This is a genomic window from Streptomyces sp. NC-S4, from assembly GCF_054353315.1.
Genome location: NZ_CM135937.1, coordinates 3660752 through 3683969, shown reverse-complemented (window position 1 = coordinate 3683969; position 23218 = coordinate 3660752). Strand labels below are relative to the sequence as shown.

At 72.8% G+C, this 23218-nt stretch carries 20 protein-coding genes; 16 read left to right on the top strand and 4 right to left on the bottom strand.

The annotated features are described in order from the left end of the window. Positions 1 to 28 precede the first annotated feature (28 nt). On the top strand, positions 29 to 2236 hold the full coding sequence (locus ACXNSR_RS16120) for an MMPL family transporter (RefSeq protein ID WP_458642702.1): 2208 nt from the start codon (positions 29 to 31) through the stop codon (positions 2234 to 2236). A gap of 115 nt (positions 2237 to 2351) precedes the next feature. On the opposite strand, the gene ACXNSR_RS16115 is transcribed toward ACXNSR_RS16120, so the two are convergent. Beyond that, positions 2352 to 2756 carry an SsgA family sporulation/cell division regulator gene (locus tag ACXNSR_RS16115; RefSeq protein ID WP_458642701.1) on the bottom strand — a complete coding sequence of 135 codons (405 nt, stop codon included), beginning with the start codon at positions 2754 to 2756 and terminating at the stop codon, positions 2352 to 2354. 176 nt (positions 2757 to 2932) lie between these two features. On the opposite strand from ACXNSR_RS16115, the gene ACXNSR_RS16110 reads away from it, so the two are divergent. The 4 genes from ACXNSR_RS16110 (at position 2933) to ACXNSR_RS16095 (ending at position 6798) form a co-directional block, all read left to right on the top strand. Beyond that, a complete protein-coding gene (locus ACXNSR_RS16110; protein WP_458642700.1) occupies positions 2933 to 3997 on the top strand; it encodes an energy-coupling factor ABC transporter permease in 1065 nt (354 codons plus the stop codon). Position 3998: 1 nt separating this feature from the next. Continuing rightward, positions 3999 to 4760, top strand: coding sequence for a cobalt ECF transporter T component CbiQ (cbiQ, locus tag ACXNSR_RS16105; protein ID WP_458642699.1), 762 nt, complete (start codon positions 3999 to 4001; stop codon positions 4758 to 4760). Continuing rightward, on the top strand, positions 4748 to 5521 hold the full coding sequence (locus ACXNSR_RS16100; RefSeq protein WP_458642698.1) for an energy-coupling factor ABC transporter ATP-binding protein: 774 nt from the start codon (positions 4748 to 4750) through the stop codon (positions 5519 to 5521). The genes cbiQ and ACXNSR_RS16100 overlap by 13 nt, the downstream gene beginning before the upstream one ends. Positions 5522 to 5631: 110 nt before the next feature. Beyond that, positions 5632 to 6798 carry a serine hydrolase domain-containing protein gene (locus ACXNSR_RS16095; protein WP_458642697.1) on the top strand — a complete coding sequence of 389 codons (1167 nt, stop codon included), beginning with the start codon at positions 5632 to 5634 and terminating at the stop codon, positions 6796 to 6798. Here the strand turns inward: ACXNSR_RS16095 and ACXNSR_RS16090 are convergent. Continuing rightward, positions 6787 to 7272, bottom strand: coding sequence for a YbaK/EbsC family protein (locus ACXNSR_RS16090; RefSeq protein ID WP_458642696.1), 486 nt, complete (start codon positions 7270 to 7272; stop codon positions 6787 to 6789). The two genes, ACXNSR_RS16095 and ACXNSR_RS16090, sit on opposite strands and share 12 nt — an antisense overlap. A gap of 90 nt (positions 7273 to 7362) precedes the next feature. After that, the gene (locus ACXNSR_RS16085) at positions 7363 to 9006 is read right to left on the bottom strand and encodes a penicillin-binding transpeptidase domain-containing protein (RefSeq protein WP_458642695.1); all 1644 of its coding nucleotides are present in this window, start codon (positions 9004 to 9006) and stop codon (positions 7363 to 7365) included. A gap of 152 nt (positions 9007 to 9158) precedes the next feature. Here ACXNSR_RS16085 and ACXNSR_RS16080 point away from each other — a divergent pair, with 152 nt between their 5' ends. Beyond that, positions 9159 to 9914, top strand: a complete 756-nt coding sequence (locus ACXNSR_RS16080; protein WP_458642694.1) for a DUF6193 family natural product biosynthesis protein — start codon at positions 9159 to 9161, stop codon at positions 9912 to 9914. 101 nt (positions 9915 to 10015) lie between these two features. Beyond that, positions 10016 to 10279 carry a hypothetical protein gene (locus ACXNSR_RS16075; RefSeq protein WP_458642693.1) on the top strand — a complete coding sequence of 88 codons (264 nt, stop codon included), beginning with the start codon at positions 10016 to 10018 and terminating at the stop codon, positions 10277 to 10279. Positions 10280 to 10334: 55 nt separating this feature from the next. Here the strand turns inward: ACXNSR_RS16075 and ACXNSR_RS16070 are convergent, their stop codons facing one another. After that, complete coding sequence (locus ACXNSR_RS16070) at positions 10335 to 12104, bottom strand: dolichyl-phosphate-mannose--protein mannosyltransferase (RefSeq protein WP_458642692.1); 1770 nt, start codon at positions 12102 to 12104, stop codon at positions 10335 to 10337. Positions 12105 to 12183: 79 nt separating this feature from the next. On the opposite strand from ACXNSR_RS16070, the gene rsmI reads away from it, so the two are divergent. From rsmI to ACXNSR_RS16025, 9 genes are all read left to right on the top strand, one after another. Next, a complete protein-coding gene (gene rsmI / locus ACXNSR_RS16065) occupies positions 12184 to 13101 on the top strand; it encodes a 16S rRNA (cytidine(1402)-2'-O)-methyltransferase (RefSeq protein WP_458642691.1) in 918 nt (305 codons plus the stop codon). A gap of 139 nt (positions 13102 to 13240) precedes the next feature. Further along, entirely contained in the window at positions 13241 to 13735 is a 495-nt protein-coding gene (locus ACXNSR_RS16060; RefSeq protein ID WP_458642690.1) for a hypothetical protein, read from the top strand. A 10-nt stretch (positions 13736 to 13745) separates the two neighbouring features. After that, the gene (locus ACXNSR_RS16055) at positions 13746 to 14636 is read left to right on the top strand and encodes a TatD family hydrolase (RefSeq protein ID WP_458642689.1); all 891 of its coding nucleotides are present in this window, start codon (positions 13746 to 13748) and stop codon (positions 14634 to 14636) included. A 125-nt stretch (positions 14637 to 14761) separates the two neighbouring features. Further along, positions 14762 to 16249, top strand: a complete 1488-nt coding sequence (locus ACXNSR_RS16050; protein ID WP_458642688.1) for a ubiquitin-like domain-containing protein — start codon at positions 14762 to 14764, stop codon at positions 16247 to 16249. Beyond that, positions 16246 to 17166 (top strand): 16S rRNA (adenine(1518)-N(6)/adenine(1519)-N(6))-dimethyltransferase RsmA, encoded by a 921-nt coding sequence (gene rsmA / locus ACXNSR_RS16045; RefSeq protein ID WP_266595651.1) that lies wholly within the window; start codon positions 16246 to 16248, stop codon positions 17164 to 17166. Before ACXNSR_RS16050 ends, rsmA begins: the two co-directional genes overlap by 4 nt. Beyond that, complete coding sequence (locus ACXNSR_RS16040) at positions 17163 to 18080, top strand: 4-(cytidine 5'-diphospho)-2-C-methyl-D-erythritol kinase (RefSeq protein ID WP_458642687.1); 918 nt, start codon at positions 17163 to 17165, stop codon at positions 18078 to 18080. Before rsmA ends, ACXNSR_RS16040 begins: the two co-directional genes overlap by 4 nt. 200 nt (positions 18081 to 18280) lie before the next feature. After that, entirely contained in the window at positions 18281 to 19609 is a 1329-nt protein-coding gene (locus tag ACXNSR_RS16035; protein WP_458642686.1) for an acyltransferase family protein, read from the top strand. Positions 19610 to 19637: 28 nt separating this feature from the next. Continuing rightward, positions 19638 to 21437, top strand: coding sequence for an ABC-F family ATP-binding cassette domain-containing protein (locus ACXNSR_RS16030; protein WP_458642685.1), 1800 nt, complete (start codon positions 19638 to 19640; stop codon positions 21435 to 21437). Between the two features lie 70 nt (positions 21438 to 21507). Further along, positions 21508 to 23139: an outer membrane protein assembly factor BamB family protein gene (locus tag ACXNSR_RS16025; RefSeq protein WP_458642684.1), complete on the top strand. Its 1632-nt coding sequence runs from the start codon at positions 21508 to 21510 to the stop codon at positions 23137 to 23139. The last annotated feature ends 79 nt before the right edge of the window (positions 23140 to 23218 follow it).

Sequence of the window (23218 nt, the reverse complement as noted above, 5' to 3'; positions counted from 1 at the left end):
CCACGACCTGAACGGGAGAACCACCGACGTGGCTACCTTCCTCTACCGACTCGGCAGAGGCGCCTTCCGGCGCCGCGGCCTCGTCGCCCTCCTCTGGGTGGCGCTGCTGTTCGCCGCCGGATTCGGCGCCGCCTCGGCGGCCGCGCCCACCTCCGGCTCGTTCTCGATACCCGGTTCGGAGGCCCAGAAGGCCTTCGACCTGCTGGACGAGCGCTTCCCGGGCATGGCCGCCGACGGCGCCAACGCCCGCATCGTCATCAAGGCCCCCGAGGGTGCCAAGATCACCGACCCCGGCCCCAAGGCCGAGGTCCAGAAGATCGTCTCGGGTCTGAAGACCGGACCGGGCGCGGCCGAGATCTCCTCCGTCGCCGACCCGTATGAGGTCCAGGCCGTGAGCCAGGACGGCTCCACCGCCTACATCAGCGCCAAGTACACCGTCAGCGGCATGGAGCTGAAGGACGACACCCGCGAGGCGCTCAAGGACTCGGGCAAGGCGGCCAAGGCCGCCGGGCTGAACGTCCAGATCGGCGGCGACGCGCTGATGGCCGCCCCCGAGACGGGCTCCGGCGAGATCATCGGCATCGCGGTCGCCGCGATCGTCCTCGTCATCACCTTCGGCTCGCTCGTCGCCGCCGGTCTGCCGCTGCTGACCGCGATCATCGGCGTGGGCATCGGCGTCTCCTCCATCACCGCGCTCGCCAACGTGCTGGACCTCGGCAACACCACCGCCACCCTCGCGACGATGATCGGCCTCGCGGTCGGCATCGACTACGCCCTCTTCATCGTCTCCCGCTACCGCGTGGAGCTCGCCGAGGGCCGCGAGCGGGACGAGGCCGCCGGCCGCGCCGTCGGAACCGCCGGTTCCGCCGTCGTCTTCGCCGGTCTGACCGTGGTCATCGCCCTGGTGGGCCTGGCCGTCGTCAACCTCCCCATGCTGACCAAGATGGGCTTCGCGGCCGCGGGCACCGTGGTCATCGCCGTGCTCGTCGCGCTGACCCTGGTCCCGGCCATCCTCGGCTTCGCGGGCAAGAAGGTGCTGCCCGCGGGCAAGAAGAGCCGCCTGTTCGGCAAGGGCAAGCCGGCGGGCGCCGAGCAGAAGGCCAACGGCGGCACCCGCTGGGCCCGCTTCGTCATGCGCCGCCCCGTCATGGTGCTGCTGGCCGGTGTGATCGGTCTCGGCGTCATCGCCGTCCCGGCGAGCAAGCTGGAGATGGGCCTGCCGGACGACGGCGCCCAGCCTGTCTCCACCACCCAGCGCCAGGCGTACGACCTGCTGTCCGACGGCTTCGGCCCCGGCTTCAACGGCCCGCTGATGGTGGTCGTGGACGGCGACAAGGCGCTGGCCGACTCCACCGTCGACCGGATCAAGGGCCTGGACGGGGTCGTCGCGGTCACCCCGCCGACGCTCAACAAGGCCGGCGACGCCGCGGTGATCACCGTGATCCCGAAGGACCGCCCCTCCTCCACCCACACCGAGGAACTGGTCCACGAGATCCGCGACGGCAGCGGGGACGACGTCCTCGTCACCGGCGCCACCGCGATGAACATCGACTTCTCGCAGAAGATGAACGACGCGCTGCTGCCCTACCTGGCGCTCGTCGTGGGCCTCGCCTTCCTGCTGCTGATGCTCGTCTTCCGCTCGGTCCTGGTCCCGCTCAAGGCGGCCCTCGGCTTCCTGCTCTCGGTCGTCGCCGCCCTCGGCGCCGTCGTCGCGGTCTTCCAGTGGGGCTGGCTCGGCTCGCTCTTCGGGGTGGAGCAGACCGGTCCGATCATGTCGATGATGCCGATCTTCATGGTGGGTGTCGTCTTCGGTCTGGCCATGGACTACGAGGTCTTCCTCGTCACCCGGATGCGTGAGGCGTACGTCCACGGCGAGCGCCCGGGCCAGGCCGTGGTCACCGGCTTCCAGTACAGCGCGCGGGTCGTCGTGGCCGCCGCCGTCATCATGATCGCGGTGTTCGCGGGCTTCATCGGGGCCAGCGAGCAGATGGTCAAGATGATCGGCTTCGGTCTGGCCGTCGCCGTCTTCTTCGACGCCTTCGTGGTCCGCATGGCCATCGTCCCGGCGGTGCTCGCCCTGCTCGGGCACAAGGCCTGGTGGCTGCCGAAGTGGCTGGACCGGCTGCTGCCGAACGTGGACGTGGAGGGCGAGAGCCTGCGCAAGCACCTGGAGTCCGCGCAGTCCCCGGAGGGCCCGAAGGGTCCGGACAAGGACCGCGAGCTGGTCGGGGCCTGACCCCGTCCGGCCCCGTTCGACCCCGTCGGCCCCGCACCTGCCGACAGGACGGCCCGGCCCCGTACCGCCCGATCACCGGGCGGTACGGGGCCGGGCCCTTTCCGGCGGGACCCCCTTACGCCTGACGGGTGGCGGCGGCCGCGGGGGCGTACGTGCGCCGCAGGAACCGGCGCAGCGCGGCGATGTCGAACTGGACGACGGCGACGCCCTCGGGGGAGTGGAACTCGACGACCGCCTGGACGCGGCCGCAGGGCCAGACGCGTACGTCCCCGGTCCCGGTCGGGGCCTGGAGGCCCGCCTCCAGGAGGGCGCGGGGGAAGACCCACTCGTTGTCGGTGCCCTCGGGGGACAGGCCCGCCGGGAAGACGATCCGCACGGCCAGCGGCTCGGCGACGGCGAAGCGCAGCGCGACCGGAATGGCCCGGTAGAGGGGGTCGTCCGTGATGACGCGGGCACGGACCCGTTCCTCGACGATGGTGACCGTGGCGGTCGCTGGGGGATTCTCGGCGGTGGCTGACATCGACAAGACTCCTCGAAATCAGAACATTTGCGTCCTTTTGTCCCGTCCAGCCTCGCACATTCCCACGAAACCGCACGGCTCCATTTGTGATGCGCCCGCTCTTGCCAATGGTTTGCAACTGGGCACTATGGTTGAACAGCTAAAGACTGCATAAGACGCGGAAGCGGAGCTCCTCCATGCATGTGCCCGACGGATTCATCAACGCACCCGTCTCGGTGGCCGCCGGAGTGGTGGCGGCCGCGGCGGTGGCCGTCAGCCTCCGCGGCGCCCGCCGCGAGCTCGACGAGCGCACCGCGCCGCTCGCCGGGCTCGTCGCCGCCTTCATCTTCGCCGTGCAGATGCTGAACTTCCCGGTCGCGGCCGGCACCAGCGGCCATCTCCTGGGCGGGGCCCTCGCAGCGATACTCGTCGGCCCCTACACCGGCGTGCTGTGCGTGTCCGTCGTCCTCCTCATGCAGGGCATCCTCTTCGCCGACGGCGGCCTGACCGCCCTCGGCGTGAACGTCACCGTCATGGGCGTCGTCACCGTCGTCGTCGCCTACGCGATCTTCCGCGGGCTGCTCGGGCTCCTGCCGCCCACCCGCCGCTCCGTCACCGCGGCCGCCTTCACCGGCGCCCTGCTCTCGGTGCCCGCCGCGGCCGCCGCCTTCACCCTCGTCTACGCCATCGGCGGCACCACCGACGTGCCCATCGGCAAGGTGCTCACCGCCATGGTCGGCGTCCACGTCCTGATCGGCATCGGCGAGGCTGCCATCACCGCCGCGACCGTCGGCGCCGTGATCGCCGTACGTCCCGACCTGGTGCACGGGGCCCGCGGGCTGGCCTCGCCCCTGAAGCTGCGCGTCGACGGCGCACTCGTCGAGGTACCGGCCGCGGCCGCCGCGCCCGTCGCCGCCGGGGCCGGATCGACGAAGAAGGTGTGGGTGACCGGCCTGGTCACCGCCCTCGTGCTCGCCGGATTCGTTTCCTTCTACGCCTCCGCCAACCCCGACGGCCTGGAGAAGGTCGCCGCGGACAAGGGGATCGACCAGAAGGTCGAGGAGCACGCCGCGGCGAACTCCCCGCTCGCCGATTACAGCGTCAAGGACGTCGACGACGCGCGCCTGTCCGGCGGACTCGCCGGGGTCATCGGCGTCGGCGTGACCGTCGTCGCCGGCACCGGGATCTTCTGGGCCGTGCGCCGCCGCCGGGCGGAGGACCTCACCGCCACCTCCGCGTCCACCTCCGTCTCGGCGGGCTGACATGGGGGCCGGCCACGCCCACAAGCTCTACCGCCACGACCACTCGCCGGTCCACGACCTGCCCGCGCACTGCAAGCTCGCCGCGACCCTGGCCTTCGTCGTGGCCGTCGTGTCCACACCGCGCGAGGCGGTGTGGGCCTTCGGCCTGTACGCCGCCCTCCTCGCCACGGTGGCGGCCGTCGCCCGGATCCCGGCCGGCTTCCTGCTGCGGCGGCTGCTGATCGAGGTGCCCTTCGTCGCCTTCGCCGTGCTCATGCCCTTCGTGGCCGAGGGCGAGCGGGTGCAGGTGCTCGGCATGTCGCTCAGCGTCTCGGGCCTCTGGGGCGCCTGGAACGTCCTCGCCAAGGGAACCCTCGGCGTGGCCGCATCCGTCCTGCTCGCCTCGACCACCGAACTGCGGGCCCTGCTGCTGGGCCTCCAGCGGCTGAAGCTGCCGCCCCTGCTCGTCCAGATCGCCTCCTTCATGATCCGCTACGGCGACGTGATCAGCGACGAGCTGCGCCGGATGTCCATCGCCCGCCGCTCCCGCGGCTTCGAGGCCAGCGGGATCCGCCACTGGGGGGTGCTGGCCAAGACCGCCGGCGCGCTGTTCATCCGCTCCTACGAGCGTGGCGAGCGGGTCTACCTCGCGATGGTCAGCCGGGGCTACGCCGGCTCGATGCCGGTGATCGACGAGGTCGTCGCCACGCGCGCCCAGTGGGCGTACGCGGCGGTGCTCCCGGTGACGGCCCTCGCCGTCTGTCTGATGGGATGGACCCTGTGACCAGTACCCCCTCCCTCGAAGTCGCCGGCCTCGCCTACGCCTACCCCGACGGCCACCAGGCCCTCTTCGGGGTGGACCTCACCGTCGGGCAGGGCGAGCGGGTCGCCCTGCTCGGACCCAACGGCGCGGGCAAGACCACGCTGGTGCTGCACCTCAACGGCATCCTCACCGGCGGGGTCGGCACCGTGGCCGTCGCCGGGCTGCCGGTGGAGAAGCGGAACCTCGCCGAGATCCGCCGCCGGGTCGGGATCGTCTTCCAGGACCCCGACGACCAGCTGTTCATGCCGACCGTCCGCGAGGACGTGGCCTTCGGCCCGGCGGCGGCCGGGATGCGCGGCGCGGAGCTGGAGGAGCGGGTCCGGGAGGCCCTGGAGCAGGTCGGGATGGCGGACTTCGCCGACCGGCCGCCGCACCACCTGTCCTTCGGCCAGCGCCGCCGCGTCGCGGTGGCGACCGTACTGGCCATGCGGCCCGAGATCCTGGTCCTGGACGAGCCCTCGTCCAATCTGGACCCCGCCTCGCGCCGCGAGCTCGCGGACATCCTGCGCTCGCTGGACGTGACCGTGCTGATGGTGACGCACGACCTGCCGTACGCGCTGGAACTGTGCCCGCGCTCGGTGATCCTCAGCGAGGGCGTCATCGCGGCGGACGGGCGCACGCAGGAGCTGCTGTGCGACGACGAGCTGATGCGGGCCCACCGGCTGGAGCTGCCGTTCGGCTTCGACCCGCGCACGCCCCTTCTGACGCGCCCCTCGCACTGATCGGCGCCGGGCCCGGTGAGCGCTCCGTGGGGACCCGGGAAGCAGAGCCGTCCGGAAGGCGTTGCACTGTGGCGTAGGCGCCGTCGGAGCGCCACGGCAGGAGAGCAGACGTGGATGTCCACGGGTCGGTGACGGAGGGCTTCGAGCCCGTCAGGGACGCGTTCGTACGCAACTTCGAGGCGCTGGGGGACCGGGGCGCGGCCGTGGCCGTGTACCGCGACGGCCGCAAGGTCGTCGACCTGTGGGGCGGCACCCGGGACGCGGAGGGCACCGAGCCCTGGACGGAGGGCACCGCGCAGATCGTCCGCTCCGCCACCAAGGGCGTCGCGGCCGCCGTGCCGCTGCTGTTGCACCAGCGCGGACTGCTGGACCTGGACGCGCCCGTCGGCTCGTACTGGCCGGAGTTCAAGACGGGCGGCAAGGAGCGGATCCTGGTGCGCGACGTGCTCGCGCACCGCGCCGGCATACCCGCGCTGGACCGGGGGCTGAGCGCCGCCGAGGCCGCCGACGGGGTGTCCGGGGCGCACGCGGTCGCCGCCCAGCAGCCCTTCTGGGAGCCGGGCACCGAGCACGGCTACCACGCGCAGACCTACAGCTGGCTGCTGTCCGAGCTGGTGCTGCGGGCGACCGGCCGCACGGTGGGCTCCGTCCTCGCGGAGGAGATCGCCGAACCGCTGGGGCTGGAGTTCTGGATCGGCCTGCCGGAGACCGAGGCCCACCGCGTGGGCCGGGTGGCGCCGGTCGAGCCGCCCGAGAGCGCGGGCCTGCTGCGGACCCGGCCGCGGCGCAACGTCTCCGAGGCCTATGCCGACCCGGACTCCCTCACCCGCCGTGCCTTCGCCGCCATCGCGCCGCTGCCCGACGAGAACGACCCCGCGTACCGGGCCGCCGAGCTCCCCGCCTCCAACGGCATCGGGACGGCCCGCGCCCTGGCCCGGTTCTACGGAGCCACCATCGGCGTGGTCGAGGACGGCGCGCGGATCTTCACGCCGGCCACCACCGAGCTGGCCGGCCGGGAGCACTCCGCCGGACCGGACCGGGTGCTGGTCGTGAACACCCGCTTCGGCCCCGGCTACATGCTGCACGGCCCGGCCTCCCCGCTGCTCTCCCCGGCCTCCTTCGGCCACCCCGGGCGCGGCGGCTCCCTGGCCTTCGCGGACCCGGAGGCGGGCATCGGCTTCGGCTACGTCACCAACGCCCTGGCCAAGTCGGTCACCGCGGATCCCCGGGCGCAGGCCCTGGTCCGGGCCCTGAAGTCGGCCCTGTCAGCCCTCTGAGGACCGCTCGCGCACATCGGCCAGCTCGGCCCCCGCGTACCCGATGAGCTCGTCCGGGGCCATCGGGAACACCGTGGTCGGGGTACCGGCCGCCGCCCAGATCTCCTCGTGGGCCAGCAGCGACCGGTCGGCCAGTACCCGGGTGCGGGTGCGGTGCCCGAAGGGCGGGACCCCGCCGATCGCGTAGCCCGTGGTCTCCCGGACCAGGGCGGCGTCGGCCCGCGTCACCTTCCCGGCGCCGAGCTCGCGGCGCACGGCCTCCACGTCCACACGTGAGGCACCGTCCATGAGGACCAGCACCGGGACCCCGTCCGCCGCGAAGATCAGCGACTTGACGATCTGGCTCAGCTCGCAGCCGATCGCGGCCGCCGCGTCGGCGGCCGTACGGGTCCCTTCGGGAAAGCTCCGGACGGTGAGGTCGAGGCCCAGCTCGGCGAGGGCCTCGGCGAACAGGGGGTGCGTGGACGTCGTCATGCCGCGACGCTATCGCCGCCCGGCGGGGCGACACGACCGATTTCGGCCCGGGCCGGTCGCGTCGCCGCCGCCGTACGCTCGGCCGGGCGCTCAGCCCGCGTTCAGTACCTGGGCGACGATCGGACCCGCGGCATCGCCGCCGTGGCCGCCGCCCTCGACCATGGCCGCCGCGGCCACGTCGCCACTGAAGCCGGTGAACCAGCTGTCCGGGCTGTCCCCGGCGCCGCCGACCTCCGCCGAGCCGGTCTTCGCGCCCTTGTCCGAGCCGCGGACCGGGGCCATCGCCTCCCGCGCGGTGCCGCTGGAGGCGGTCAGCTTCATCATGGAAACCAGCTGCTGCTGCACCGAGGACTTCATCCGGCGCTCGGCCGTCGCGATCTTCCGGCCGTCGAGCTCCGGCGAGACCAGCACCGGCTGGCGGAAGACACCCGTGCGCGCGGTCGCGGTGATGGACGCGACGTTCAGCGGGTTCATGGTGATCTGGCCCTGTCCGATGTACTCGGCGGCCGCCGCCGCGCCCGTGGCAGGCGGGACCTTGCCGTCGGTGGACTTGATGCCGGTCTTCCAGTCCAGGTCGATGCCGAAGACCTCCGTGGCCTCCTTCGGCAGCGCGGAGTCGTCGTCGACGGGCTTGATCTGTTTGATGAAGGCGGTGTTGCAGGAGCGGGCGAACGAGGTCGCGAAGCTGGTGCCGGGCGGCAGCTCGAAGTGGTTCAGGTTGTGGAACTCACGGCCCCAGGTCACCGTCTTCCCGCACTCCGCCGGCTTGTCCGCGGCGACCATGCCGCGGTCCATCAGCATCGCGGCCGTCACGATCTTCATCGTGGAACCGGGTGCCCGGGCGCCCCGCATCGCCGCGTTGAAGCCGTCCTTGCGGTGGTTCGCGACGGCCAGGATGTGCCCGTTGCTCGGCTGGACGGCGACCACGGAGGCCTCCGGGAACCTGGTGACCGCCTGCTCGGCCGCCGCCTGCACCTGCGCGTCCAGGTACGTCTTGAGGACGCTCGGCTCGCCCTCGACGAGGGTCAGCAGGGTCCGCTTGGGCGCGTCCTTGGCGGCCGGCTCGATCCACACCTCGGCCCCGGGCTTGCCGCCCGCCTTGCTGCCGTAGTTCTGCCGCAGCTCGTCGAGGATCTGGCGCAGCGAGGGGTACTTCTCCGCGGTCAGCTCCTCGCCGTTGCGGTCCACGGCCTTCACGGGCGGGTTCGCGGGGGCGCCCGCGCGCAGCTTCTCGTCCTTCTGGAGCTGCGGGTGGATCACCGAGGGCTGCCAGTCGACCAGCGGCTTTCCGCTGGTCAGCCCGCGCACCACGGTCAGCCGCCCGTCGTAGGCCAGTGGCTTGGTGGTCCCCTCGTACGTGATCTCCGCCTCGACCTTGTACGGCACGGTGGTGCCGGTCGGCGTGCCGGGGGTGATCACGGTCTTGGACACGTACGACCTGGTCCTGAAATCCCCGACCGCGGCCTGCGCGGCCGCGGGGTTGTTCGTCAGGTCGGCGGCCACCCGCTCGTCCCCGGCCGCCCACGCGGCCAGGAAGGCCTTGGCGGTCTTCGCGGCGTCCTTCTCGCTGACCGGCCCGCTGCCCTTCTCGGCCTGGACGGTGGTCTCGTCGTCCTTGCCTTCCTTCGCGTTCTCGCCGGCGTCTCCGACCAGCGTGTACACCCCGTAGCCGGCGCCGCCGACCATGGCGAGGAACACCCCGCCGATGACGGCGCCCTTAGCTGCCCCGTTCACTTGAATCCTTCCCCCATGATGACGGTTCCTGAACATGTTCAAAGAACCCCTGGTGCGGACTTTACTCTGTGCAGCGGATCAGTACGTCGTTGTTACCGGACCGGAACATCCGGCGGGAGTCCCGGCCCGCCGACCGGGCACAATCGGGAGCTGTGTCCACACCTCCCGATCCCGCCGTCCTGTACCCCGACGTCGCGGCCCGCGGCAGCCTCGCCGCAGCGCTCCGAGCCGCGGCGGACGGCTGCCTCGACGCCGTCCCCGCGGTCTCGCCCGACTCCGGTCCACTGCTGCACGCGAGCGTCGCGAGCACGCTGCCGCACCGCGAGCCGCTGCGGATCGGCGCGTCGACACACGAGCGGCGCTGGTCGATCCGGGGCGGGGAGCCGTTCCAGGGTTCGTGCCTCGTCGACGGGGACACCGACGATCTCGCCCAGGTCGCCAGGGCGGCCCGGGCCTGGCACGACGGCGAGTCCCTCGACGACATCCGGCGGGTAGCCCCGTTCGTGCACCTGACGGGCCACTTCGAGGTGCCCGACCTCGATCCCGTCCGCCTGGTGGAATCGGAGTGGCAGGGCATGCTCCGGGAGGCGCGCGAGCTGGAGTACTCCTGGCAGCCGCAGTACCGGGCCCTGGTCGAGGCGGCGTACGCCGAGCCGGCCCTGCGCGCCCTCTACCCGTTCACGAGCCACTGGGCGCTGCGCTTCTCGTCCACCACCCGCCCGAGCCTGACGCTCGGCAGCCCCTGCCTGAGCGCGGGCGGCGACGGCACGTACGGGGTGGGCACCGGCTTCATCACCCCGGACCTCGGGGTGTTCACCACGGCGTCCGAGGCCGCGGCGCTGGCCGTGCGCCATCTGCCGGCCGACTTCGGACCGGTCGCGCTCGGCCGGCCGCTCAAGGCCTCCTAGGCCGTCTCGTCCGAACATGCGTGCTCCGGCGCCGTGTTCTAGCGTCGGAAGGGCGAGGGTCCGCGGACCGCGCGGCCCACCGAGAGAGCAGGTGCATCCGCATGCGTCCGTCGGCTCGTATCCCCAGCATCCTGGCAGGCCTCGCCCTCGCCCTCGGCGGCACCGTCATCGCCGCCCCGTCCGCCCACGCGGACGTGAAGGCCTGCGAGCAGTACGTCGCCCAGCACGCCCCGAAGGCCACGGACGGCGCCGCGGAGGCCTGCTACCAGGGGTCGATCGGCAACCAGACCAGCTGCGACGCCAGCCTCGTCGCGGCCGGCGCGAGCAAGGACGCCGCCTCCGCGGCCTGCGAAGCCTCCCGCTGACCCCGACGACGAGGGCCCCGACACCATCCGGCGTCGGGGCCCGTCGTGCGCGGTGCTAGACCCAGGTGTCCAGCCACATGCGGCCGCGCCAGGAATCCATCGGCAGGGTCTGGCCCGTGTAGATCGGCCAGAAGTAGATGAAGTTCCACGCGATCAGCAGGACCAGGACGCCCGCGCCGATCGCGCCCAGGGCTCTGCGGCGCTCCGATGAGCCGGCCGGGCCCAGCAGCGCGCCGATCATCATCGCCACCGCCAGGCACAGGTACGGGACGAAGACCACCGCGTAGAAGTAGAAGATCGTCCGCTCCTGGTAGTTGAACCAGGGCAGCAGACCCGCCCCCAGCGCGCACGCGATCGCGCCCGCCCGCCAGTCGCGGCGGAAGAACCAGCGCCACAGCACGTACAGCAGCGCGAAGCAGCCCGCCCACCACAGCAGCGGGGTGCCCAGGGCCAGGACCTCGCGGGCGCACTTGCCCGCCGCGGTCGCCGGGCAGCCGTCGGCGCCCGGCTCGGGGGACTCGTAGAAGTAGGAGACGGGCCGGCCCAGGACCAGCCAGCTCCACGGGTTGGACTCGTAGGTGTGCCCCGAGGTCAGACCGACGTGGAACTTGTAGACCTCGGTCTCGTAGTGCCACAGGCTGCGCAGCCACTCCGGCAGGAAGGCCAGCGAGCTGCCCTGGTCGTACTTGGCGGCCCAGTCGCGCAGATAGCCGCCCTTGCCGTCGTCCGGGCTGAGGATCCAGCCCGACCACGAGGCCAGGTACGTGACGACCGCGACCGGGACGGTCGAGACGAAGGCCGGCAGCGCGTCCCGGCGCAGCATCGAGGCGTACGGGGCGCCCGCGCCCGCGGTGCGGCGCGCTGCGGCGTCCCACAGCACGGTGAGGACACCGAAGAAGGCGAGGATGACGAAGCCGTTCCACTTCGTGCCCCCGGCCAGGCCCAGGCACACGCCCGCCAGGATCCGGTACGGCCGCCAGCCCAGCCGCAGCGTCTCGGCGATCTTCGTGTCCGGCCGGGTCCGGCCCTCCTCGTCCACCGGCAGCGCGTCCGCCAGCCGGGCTCTGGCCCGGTCCCGGTCGATGAGCAGGGCCCCGAAGGCGGCGAGCACGAAGAACATCAGGACCAGGTCGAGCAGCGCGGTGCGGCTCATCACCAGGTGCAGCCCGTCCACCGCGAGCAGCGCACCCGCCAGGCAGCCCAGGAAGGTCGAGCGGAAGAGGCGGCGCCCGATCCGGCACAGCATCAGCACCGACAGGGTGCCGAGCACGGCGGTCATGAACCGCCAGCCGAAGGGCGTGAAGCCGAACATCCACTCGCCGAGCCCGATCACCCATTTGCCGACGGGCGGGTGCACGACGTAGCCCGGATCGGTCGGCAGGGCGACCGCGTCCGGGTTGGCGAGGATGGAGGCGTCGATGTCCTTGGGCCAGCTCGCCTCGTAGCCCTGCCGGATCGTGGCCCAGGCGTCCTTGGCGTAGTACGTCTCGTCGAATATCACCGCCTTCGGGTTGCCCAGGTGCACGAACCGCAGCACCCCGGCGACCAGCGCCACCAGCAGCGGCCCCGCCCACGAGAAGATCAGCTGCCAGGTCCCCCACACCTGGGGCGGCAGCCCGAAGGTCATCCACAGCTGCTTGGAGGGCCTCGCGTACGGGGGCACCAGGCGGGTGCGGACGTCCGAGCGCGCGGAAGCGGCGGCGGGCGGCACGTAGCCGAAGCCGCGCAGCCGGCGCAGCCAGGTGGGCGGTTCGTCCTCGCGTCCCACCGGTGAGGCGGGCGGGGCCCCCGCGGGGCTGGGCGGTGGCGTCGCGGTACTGGTCACCGGCACATCGTAGGGAAGAGATCTGTGTGCGCCACCAGGGGCGGGGGGCGGCGGGGCACGGGACTGAGAGGATGGGCGGGTGACGACTGACCAGCCCCGCGATACCCGGCCCACCACGACCGAAGGCGTCCTCGTGCTCGCCGGCACCCCCATCGGCGATCTCGCGGACGCCCCGCCGCGCCTGGCGGCCGAGCTGGAGCGGGCCGACGTGATCGCCGCCGAGGACACCCGGCGGCTGCGCCGGCTGACCCAGGGGCTCGGCGTGCACACCACCGGGCGCGTCCTGTCGTACTTCGAGGGCAACGAGTCGGCGCGCACCCCGGAGCTCGTCGAGGCCCTGGCCGGCGGAGCGCGCGTGCTGCTCGTGACGGACGCCGGCATGCCGTCGGTCTCCGACCCCGGCTACCGGCTGGTCGCCGCCGCCGTCGAGAAGGACATCAAGGTCACCGCCGTCCCCGGGCCGTCCGCGGTACTCACCGCGCTCGCCATGTCCGGGCTGCCGGTGGACCGGTTCTGCTTCGAGGGGTTCCTGCCGCGCAAGGCGGGGGAGCGCCTGGGCCGGCTGCGCGAGGTCGAGGGCGAGCGGCGCACGCTCGTCTACTTCGAGGCCCCGCACCGGCTCGACGACACCCTGACCGCGATGGCCGAGGTCTTCGGCGCCGACCGGCGGGCAGCCGTCTGCCGCGAGCTGACGAAGACCTACGAGGAGGTCAAGCGCGGCGGGCTCGGCGAGCTCGCCGCCTGGGCCGCCGAAGGGGTCCGCGGAGAGATCACCGTCGTGGTCGAGGGCGCCCCGGCCGCCGCGCCCGGAGACGTGGACGACGAGGAGCTGGTGCGCCGGGTGCGGGTGCGCGAAGAGGCCGGTGAGCGGCGCAAGGAGGCCATCGCGGCGGTCGCGGCCGAGGCGGGCGTACCCAAGCGCGAGGTGTTCGACGCTGTGGTAGCGGCAAAGAACGCGGCACAAAAGATGCCGCAGGTCGGTAAAGAGCTAGCCTGAAAAGCAAAGCTCAGACCGCGCACCGGGCACTTTCGGAATGAGTCGCCCAAAGACCGTCCAACAGTAGACAGGGCCTGATGCGCTCCCGCCCGTAGAGGCGTCCACTGGCAATGGCACCAGTGGAACAAGAGGAGCTGGCATGAGTGAGATCGCAGACACCCCGGTACCCGTCCCCGCCGCAGTCCCTGTCGCTGTGACCGCCTCCGACGTGCACACCGTGTACGAGGCCTACTCCTTCGCGTGCATGAGGTGCGGGTACGGCTGGGAACAGGCGTACGCGATCGAGCACCACGTCGACGGCAAGGGCGAGCCGTTCATCATGTACAAGGTCGACGGCGAGCGGGTGCCCTCCCCCCTGTCCAACCCGACCTGCCTCAACTGCGGCGGACACGTCGTACGGATCATGCGGGCCGGGCAGGTCTCCTCGGTGCTCGGCATGATCGACCACATCTACCACCACCAGATCGCCCCCGGGATCGCCGGACCCGTGCCGGCCGGTGCGAACGTCCCCCGGACGCCGAAGCCGCGCAAGCCCGCCCGGTCCCACGCCGCCCCGGGGCCGGTGGCCGCAGGCCCCGCCGGGGAGCGCCGGGGCCTGCTCGCCCGTCTGAAGGGGCTCTTCCGCCGGTCATAAGATCGGCCGTATGAGCACACGCGTGGACAAGACGCAGCCCAAGGACGCACCGCCGCCGCTGCCCGAACCCCTCCGGGTGGCGGTCGCGGACTCGCACACCCACCTCGACATGCAGTCGGGGACCGTCGAGGAGGGCCTGGCGAAGGCCGCCTCGGTGGGTGTGACCACCGTCGTCCAGGTGGGCTGCGACGTGAAGGGCTCCCGGTGGGCCGCCGAGACCGCGGCCGCGTACGAGAACGTCCACGCGGCCGTCGCACTTCACCCGAACGAAGCGCCGCGCATCGTGCTCGGTGATCCCGACGGATGGTCGCGCCAGGGCGCCCGGCCCGGCGGCGGCGAGGCCGCCCTCGACGAGGCGCTCGCCGAGATCGAGGCGCTGGCCGCACTCGACCACGTCAAGGCGGTCGGCGAGACCGGCCTGGACCACTTCCGCACCGGGCCCGAGGGCATGGCGGCGCAGGAGCGTTCCTTCCGCGCCCACATCGAGATCGCCAAGCGGCAGGGCAAGGCGCTCGTCATCCACGACCGGGACGCCCACGCGGACGTGCTGCGCGTCCTGCGCGAGGAGGGCGCCCCCGAGCGCACCGTCTTCCACTGCTACTCCGGGGACGCCGACATGGCCCGCGAGTGCGCCGCCGCCGGGTACTACATGTCCTTCGCCGGGACCGTCACCTTCAAGAACGCCGCGCCGCTGCGCGAGGCCCTGGCGGTGGCCCCGCTGGAGCTGGTGCTCGTCGAGACGGACGCGCCCTACCTCACTCCTGCGCCGTACCGCGGACGGCCCAACGCGCCGTACCTCATTCCGCTGACGGTCCGGGCGATGGCCGCGGTCCGCGGTATCGACGAGGACGCGATGGCCACGGCCCTGGCGGCCAACACGGCGCGCGCCTTCGACTACTGACCGCCACTGACGCCCCACCCGCTTCGACACGCTGAGTAATCGTTTCGCTTTGGAGTGTGACGGCTCCTCCGCTAGGGTGCCGTGCCCGCACCGGAGGGTGCCGGATCACCAGTGGAGCGAGCGTCGTGAGCGATACGCAGGGCAGTCACCGCCGTGGCGGTCCCGTCCCCGAGGCGTACGAGGCGTACGGGGCCCAGCACTCGTCCGTACCGGCGGCCTGGCCGGCCGGTACGGGAGATCCCGGGCCCGCCGCGTGGTACCCGCAGCCCCCGGTTCCGGGCCCGCCCCCGGTCCCGGTCCCGGGCCCGGTCCCGGGCCCGCGCGGCGGGCGCCGCCGCGCCGGCCCGTCACCGGCGGAGCTGTCGGAGGCCGACACCCTGGCCGCGGCGCCCGTCGCGCCCGGCCCGGGCCGCCGCAGGGCCGCGGCACCCGCGGCCCCCGCCCCCACTCCCACCCTCATCACCCCCGCCGTGCCGGGCCGCCGCCGCGCCCGGGGCCGCGGCGCCCCCGCCGAGATCCTCGGCGGGAACTGGCGGCGGATCGTGCCGCAGGCCCTCGTCGTCGCCTTCCTCGCGGGCGGCACCACGGCGTTCGTCGCCGCCGACAAGTCCGTACGCCTCACCGTGGACGGCGTCCCGCGCAACCTCCACACCTTCGCCGACGACATCGGCGAACTGCTCGCCGCCGAAGGCCTCGGCATCGGCCCCCACGACCTCGTCGCCCCGGCCCCCGGCGAACCCCTCGGCGACGGCGAGGAGGTCGTCGTCCGCTACGGCCGCCCCCTGCACCTGACCCTCGACGGACAGCAGCGCCAGGTGTGGACCACCGCCCGCACCGTCGAGGGCGCCCTGCGCCAGTTCGGCATCCGCGCCGAGGGCGCCTACCTCTCCGCCCCCCGCACCGCCCCCGTCCCGCGCGCCGGGCTGACCCTCAGCGTCCGCACCGAACGCAGCGTCACCTTCATGGCCGACGGCCGCGAACGCACCATCCGCACCAACGCCGCCACCGTCCAGGAGGCCCTCGACCAGGCCGGCATCACCCTCCAGGACCAGGACACCACCTCCGTACCGCCCACCGACTTCCCGCGCGACGGCCAGACCGTCACCGTGCTCCGCATCACCGGCACCCGCGAGGTCCGCGAGGAGCGGATCCCGTACGAGACCGAGAGGGTCGACGACCCCGAGCTGTTCGCCGGCACCGAGGTCGTCGAACGCGTCGGCCGCCCCGGGGCGCGCCGGGTCACCTACAGCCTGCGCACCGTCAACGGGGTCCGGCAGACACCCCGGCCCATCGCCGACGAGGTCGTCCGCGAACCCGTCACCCAGCTCGTCAAGGTCGGCACCAGGACGCTGCCGAGCTCCGTCGCCGGCGCCGACGGCCTCAACTGGGCGGCCCTCGCCCAGTGCGAATCCGGCGGCCGCGCCTCCGCCACCGACGCCTCGGGCACCTACGGCGGGCTGTACCAGTTCGACGTCCGCACCTGGCAGGCCCTCGGCGGCAGCGGACGCCCGCAGGACGCCCCGGGCACGGAACAGACGTACCGGGCGAAGAAGCTCTACGTGCAGCGGGGGGCGAGTCCGTGGCCGCACTGCGGCCGTACGCTTTACCGGTGAGCACCGCAGAGCAGCAGCCCGAGAACACCGAGAACACCTCCCCCGCCGCGCCCGACGCCCTCCTCGGCCCGGCCGACATCAGGGAGCTGGCCGCCGCCCTCGGCGTACGCCCGACGAAGCAGAAGGGGCAGAACTTCGTCATCGACGCCAACACGGTCCGCCGGATCGTGCGCACCGCCGAGGTCCGCCCCGACGACGTGGTCGTCGAGGTCGGCCCGGGGCTCGGCTCGCTGACGCTCGCGCTGCTGGAGGCCGCGGACCGGGTCGTCGCCGTCGAGATCGACGACATCCTCGCCGCCGCCCTGCCCGCCACCATCGAGGCCCGGATGCCCGCGAAGAAGGACCGCTTCGCGCTGGTCCACTCCGACGCGATGCTGGTGACCGAACTGCCCGGCCCGGCGCCGACCGCGCTCGTCGCGAACCTGCCGTACAACGTGGCCGTGCCCGTCCTGCTCACCATGCTCGACCGCTTCCCGACCATCGAGCGCACGCTGGTGATGGTGCAGTCCGAGGTCGCCGACCGGCTGGCGGCGGAACCGGGCAACAAGGTCTACGGAGTGCCCTCCGTCAAGGCCAACTGGTACGCGCACGTCAAGCGCGCCGGTGCCATCGGCCGCAAGGTCTTCTGGCCCGCCCCGAACGTCGACTCCGGTCTCGTCTCGCTGGTGCGCCGCACCGAGCCGATCAAGACCACCGCCACCAAGGCCGAGGTCTTCGCGGTCGTCGACGCCGCCTTCGCCCAGCGCCGCAAGACGCTGCGCGCCGCGCTGGCCGGCTGGGCCGGTTCGGCGGCGGGCGCGGAGGCCGCGCTGGTCGCCGCCGGTGTCTCGCCGCAGGCCCGCGGGGAGTCCCTGACGGTCGAGGAGTTCGCGGCGATCGCCGAGCACAAGCCCGCGGCGGAGAGGCCGGCCCTGTGAGCGCGCTCCGGACGCCCGTGACCGTACGGGTCCCCGCGAAGGTCAACGTCCAGCTGGCGGTGGGCGCGGCCCGCCCCGACGGCTTCCACGACCTGGCCAACGTCTTCCTCGCCGTCTCCCTGTACGACGAGGTCACCGCCACCGCGGCCGACGTCCTGACCATCACGTGCGAGGGGCCGGACGCCGACCAGGTGCCGCTGGACCGCACCAACCTCGCGGCGCGCGCCGCCGAGGTCCTCGCGGCCCGGGCCGGCATCGAACCCGCCGTCCACCTGCACATCGCGAAGAACATCCCGGTCGCGGGCGGCATGGCGGGCGGCAGCGCGGACGGCGCGGCGGCCCTGCTGGCCTGCGACACCCTGTGGGGCCTGAACACCCCGCGCGCCGAGCTGCTCGACATCTGCGCGGAGCTCGGCAGCGACGTCCCCTTCAGCCTCGTCGGCGGGGCCGCGCTCGGCACCGGCCGCGGTGAGCTGCTCACGCCGGTCGGTGCGGGGGCCTTCCACTGGGTCTTCGCGGTGGCCGACGGCGGGCTGTCCACGCCGGCGGTCTTCCGCGAGTTCGACCGCCTCGCCGAGGCCGCGGGGACGCGGATCCCCGAGCCGGAGGCCTCCCCGGCGCTGCTGGCGGCCCTGGCCTCGGGCGACGCGGACGCGCTGGGCGCGGCGCTGGCCAATGACCTCCAGGCGGCCGCGCTCTCGCTCCGGCCGTCGCTGGCGGAGACGCTGGCGGCCGGCGTGGACGGCGGCGCGCTCGCCGCGCTGGTCTCGGGCTCGGGGCCGACGACGGCGTTCCTCGTCGCGGACGAGGAAGCCGCCGCCAAGGTCGCTGCCGCGCTCGAAGCCTCCGGCACCTGCCGGACCACCCGGATCGCCTCCAGCCCCGCCCCGGGAGCCACGGTCCTGCCGTCCTGACCCCGCGGGCCGGTGTGCCGGGGGCCAGCCCCCGGACCCCCGCGCCTCAAACGCCGGCGGGGCTGAGAAATAGCCCCGCCGGCGTTTGAGGCGCGGGGTCCGGGGCGGAGCCCTGGGAGACGGTGCCGCACCCGTACTCAGGCGGGAGTTGAGTATCCGCACCCTGTCGGGAGACACCCGGCAGGAGACACCGTGGCCCCATGACAGCAAGCGCACGCGCCCTGGCCGAGGCCACCCCCGCCGACCGTGACCGGTACGTCGACCTGCTGCGCGTCGCCTCGCTCGGCACCGTCATCGCCGGACACTGGCTGATGGCCGCCGTCAGCGGCGACGGCATAGGGAACCTGCTCGCCCTCGTGCCCGCCCTCCAGGTGCTCACCTGGGGGCTGCAGATCATGCCCGTCTTCTTCTTCGTCGGCGGCTTCTCGCACGCCCTGTCCTACCGCTCACTCGCCCGCCGCACCGACGGGCCGGTCTACGCCGCCTTCCTGCGGGCCCGGCTCCAGCGGCTGTTGCGCCCCACCCTCGTCTTCGTCCTGGTGTGGGCCGCGGCCGCGCTCGCCGTCCAGCTCGCCGGCCACGGCGGCGGAACCCTGACCGGAGCCGCCCTGCGCCTCGTCACCCAGCCGCTGTGGTTCATCGGGATCTACCTCGCCATGGTCGCCTTCACCCCGCCGCTGCTGAAGCTGCACGAGCGCCACGGCTGGGCCGCCTTCGCCGCCCTGGCCGGGGCGGCCGCCCTGGTCGACGTGCTGCGCTTCGCTCTCGGCGTCCCCTACGTGGAGTTCCTGAACTTCGCCCTCGTCTGGCTCGCCGTCCACCAGCTCGGCTTCCTGCGCGCCGACGGCCGCATCCGCAGGCCCGCCGTCCTCGCCGCCGCGGGACTCGCCTCGGCCGCCCTTCTGGTGGCGTACGGCCCGTACCCGCTGTCCATGGTCGGGATGCCCGGCGAGAAGGTTTCCAACATGGCCCCGCCCACCCTCGCCCTGCTCTGCCACGGCCTGTGGCTCGTGGGCGCCGTCCAGCTGGCGGCCCGGCCCGCCACCGCCTGGCTGCGCCGCCCGCGCGTCTGGCGCGGGGTGGTCGCGGCCAACGGCCTCGCCATGACCGCCTTCCTGTGGCACCTGACCGCCATGCTCGGCGTGTACGCCGCCCAGCTCGCCCTCGGCCTCGACCTGCCGACCCCCGCCACGGCCGCCTGGTGGGCGCAGGTGCCGGTACGGATCCTGGCCGCGGCCGCGGTCACGGGCGCACTCGTCACGCTGTTCCGCCGCTTCGAGGCGCCCCGGCCCAGTGCCCCGGCCGCCGCCCGGCGCGCGGGCGGCCCCGTCGCCGCCCTCGGGATCACCCTGTGCCTGCTCGGCGTCCTGGGTCTTTCCATGACCGGCCTCGGCGGCCTGCTCGACGGGCACAGCGCCATGCTGATCGCCCTGCCCGTCACCGCGCCGGCCGCGATCGCGATGGCGCTGGGCGGCTGGTATCTCGTAGAACGGTCTGCCCCGGCCGGGAGGGTTAGGCTGAGGGGCTGATCCACACCCTTTCCCTGGAGCGCGTCTGATGGCCGTCAATCTGGTCAATGTCGAGGCAGTCAGCAAGGTGTACGGCACACGTACCCTGCTGGACGGCATCTCCCTCGGCGTGTCCGAGGGAGACCGGATCGGCGTGGTCGGCCGCAACGGCGACGGCAAGACCACCCTCATCCGGATGCTCGCCAAGCTGGAGGAGCCCGACACGGGCCGGGTCACCCAGTCCGGCGGCCTGCGCATGGGCGTCCTCACCCAGCACGACTCCCTCGACCCCGCGGCGACCATCCGCCACGAGATCATCGGCGACATGGCCGACCACGAGTGGGCCGGCAACGCCAAGATCCGCGACGTCCTCACCGGACTCTTCGGCGGCCTCGACCTGCCCGGCTTCGGCCAGGGGCTCGACACCGTCATCGGCCCGCTCTCGGGCGGCGAGCGACGGCGCATCGCCCTCGCCAAGCTGCTCATCGCCGACCAGGACCTGCTGATCCTCGACGAGCCCACCAACCACCTCGACGTCGAGGGCATCTCCTGGCTGGCCAAACACCTCCAGGAGCGCCGCTCCGCGCTCGTCTGCGTCACCCACGACCGCTGGTTCCTCGACCAGGTCTGCACCCGCATGTGGGACGTCCAGCGCGGAGACGTCTTCGAGTACGAGGGCGGCTACAGCGACTACGTCTTCGCCCGCGCCGAACGCGAACGCATCGCCGCAACCGAGGAGACCAAGCGGCAGAACCTGATGCGCAAGGAGCTCGCCTGGCTGCGCCGCGGCGCCCCCGCCCGGACCTCCAAGCCGCGCTACCGCATCGAGGCCGCCAACGAGCTCATCGCCGACGTGCCGCCGCCGCGCGACAAGTCGGAGCTGATGCGGTTCGCCAACGCCCGCCTCGGCAAGACGGTCTTCGACCTGGAAGACGTCAGCGTCCACGCCGGCCCGAAGGAACTCCTCAAGCACCTCACCTGGCACCTGGGCCCCGGCGACCGCGTCGGCCTCGTCGGCGTCAACGGTGCCGGCAAGACCTCCCTGCTGCGCGCCCTCGCCGAGGCCGCCCGCACCCAGGGCGAGGTCCAGCCCGCCGCCGGAAAGATCATCGTCGGCAAGACCGTCAAGCTGGCCTACCTCTCCCAGGAAGTCGGCGAACTCGACCCGTCCCTGCGCGTCCTGGAGGCCGTCCAGCGCGTGCGCGACCGCGTCGACCTCGGCAAGGGCCGCGAGATGACGGCGGGCCAGCTCTGCGAGCAGTTCGGCTTCACCAAGGAGAAGCAGTGGACGCCGGTCGGCGACCTCTCCGGCGGTGAGCGCCGCCGCCTGCAGATCCTGCGCCTGCTGATGGACGAGCCCAACGTCCTCTTCCTCGACGAGCCCACCAACGACCTCGACATCGAGACCCTGACCCAGCTGGAGGACCTCCTCGACGGCTGGCCCGGCTCGATGATCGTGATCTCCCACGACCGCTTCTTCATCGAGCGCACCACCGACACGGTGATGGCGCTGCTCGGCGACGCGAGCCTGCGGATGCTGCCGCGCGGTCTGGACGAGTACCTGGAGCGCCGCCAGCGGATGATCGAGGCTGCCGCCCCGGCGCCCGCGCCGGCCGCCGCCGCGAAGTCCACCTCCTCGGGGGACTCGCGCGCCGCGAAGAAGGAGCTCCAGAAGATCGAGCGGCAGCTGAACAAGCTGTCCGACCGCGAGGGCAATCTGCACGCCCAGATCGCCGAGAACTCCACCGATTACGACAAGGTGGCCAAGCTCGACGCGGAGCTGCGCGAACTCCTCTCGGACCGCGACGATTTGGAGATGCGCTGGCTGGAGCTGGCCGAGGAGGCCTGAGCGGGGCCTGCCGGGGTCAGTGATAGAAAGGGCGTCCTCACCGATCCCCTGATGCCGAAAGCGTGCGCTGATGACCGAGCTGCCCCAGCCGCCGAACCAGCCGCCGAAGCCTTCCGGTTACGGTCACCTGCCCGGTCCGCCGCAGCAGGGGTACGGGCCTGTGCCGCAGGGCGCGAACCCGTACGCCCAGCAGCCCGCGTACCCGCCGCAGCCGCCCACCGTGCCGCAGCAGTGGCCGGCGGGCCCCGGCGGCCCCGGCGGCCCCGGCGGCCACGGCCCGGGCCCGGGCGGGGCGCCGAAGAAGAAGCTGATCCCGCTGGTCGCCGCTTCGGTGGCTGCCGTGCTCGTCCTCGGCGGCGTCGGCTACGTGGCCTTCTCCGGCGGCGACGAGGACCCGGGGCCGGTGGCGCAGGAGCCGGCCGACGCCAAGCCCTCCGGTTCCGCGTCGGTGGACAAGGGCGACGGCAACGGTGACGGCGGAGCACAGCAGACGGACCTGAACTCCGGCCGCAAGCAGGGCGAGGACAAGGCCCTCTGGCTCAAGACCACCAAGATCGACGGCCCCGGTATGGGCGTCGACGCCGCCGGCCAGTGGGTCATCGGCGACACCGTGGTCAAGAGCCTCTGGAGGAACCTCACCGGCTACTCCGTCACCGACGGCAAGGAGAAGTGGACACTCCCCTTCCCCGCGCAGATCTGCTCCGTCGCCCCGCAGACCACGGCCGAGGGCAGGACGGTCGTCATGTACCGCGACGGGGAGGGGGAGAACACCTCCTGCACCCAGATGCGCGTGGTCGACCTCAAGACGGGCAAGGAGGTCTGGTCGAAGGAGGTGCCCAAGGAGGGGCTCTTCGACATCTTCACCAGCCCCGCCCTGTCCATGACCGGGGACACCGTCACCGTCAGCCGCGGCGGCAACGCCAGCGCCTTCAGGATCAGCAACGGTGACAAGCTCTTCGCGAGCCCCGTGGGCGACGGCTGCAACCCGGACTCCTACGAAGCGGGCAACGGCAGGATGATCGGCCTCGTCACCTGCACGGACGAGGACTCCACCGCCGAGGTCCACGGCATCGACCCCGTCACCGGCGCGAAGGGCTGGACCTACCGGCTCCCCGCGAAGTTCAAGGTCACCAGCATCTACTCGGTGAACCCGACCGTCATCGACATCGGCAACGAACAGACGAAGCAGCGCTCCATCGTGGTCCTGGGGCCCGACGGGAAGCAGACCGCCACCCTGGCCGGCGAGGGCAGCTTCGCCGTCGGCTGCGGCGACACCGGGCTCTTCCGGTCCCTGTCGACCTGTCCCTCGGCGGTCGTCGACGGGAACACCCTCTACCTGCCCACCGCGGCGGGTACCGGCAAGGCCAACGAGATCGTCGCCTTCGACCTGGCCACCGGCAAGGACAAGTGGCGGGTCCCGGCCGGGGGCAAGCGCACGCTCACCCCGCTCAAGGCCGTGAACGGGCAGCTCATCGCCTACCGGAAGGCGGAGGAGGACCAGGGCGGCGAGGTCCTCGCCGTCCCGGCCGCCGGCGGCACCCCGACCGCGCTCCTGCGCCACCCCTCGGGCCCCGCGGCCCCGATCGAGCGGACCTTCACCCTCCCGAAGCTGGACTACGTGGACGGACGGTTCTTCATCTCCTCCACCCACCTGCGGGCCCAGGGCCAGGACGAGAAGCTCCTGATGGTCTTCGGCAAGTGACGTCGCGTCCGGGCCGGCGCGGGGCCGCGCGAACTCCGTCCGGAGAGGCCGGATTTGGCGACGCGCCGGGGCGAGGCGG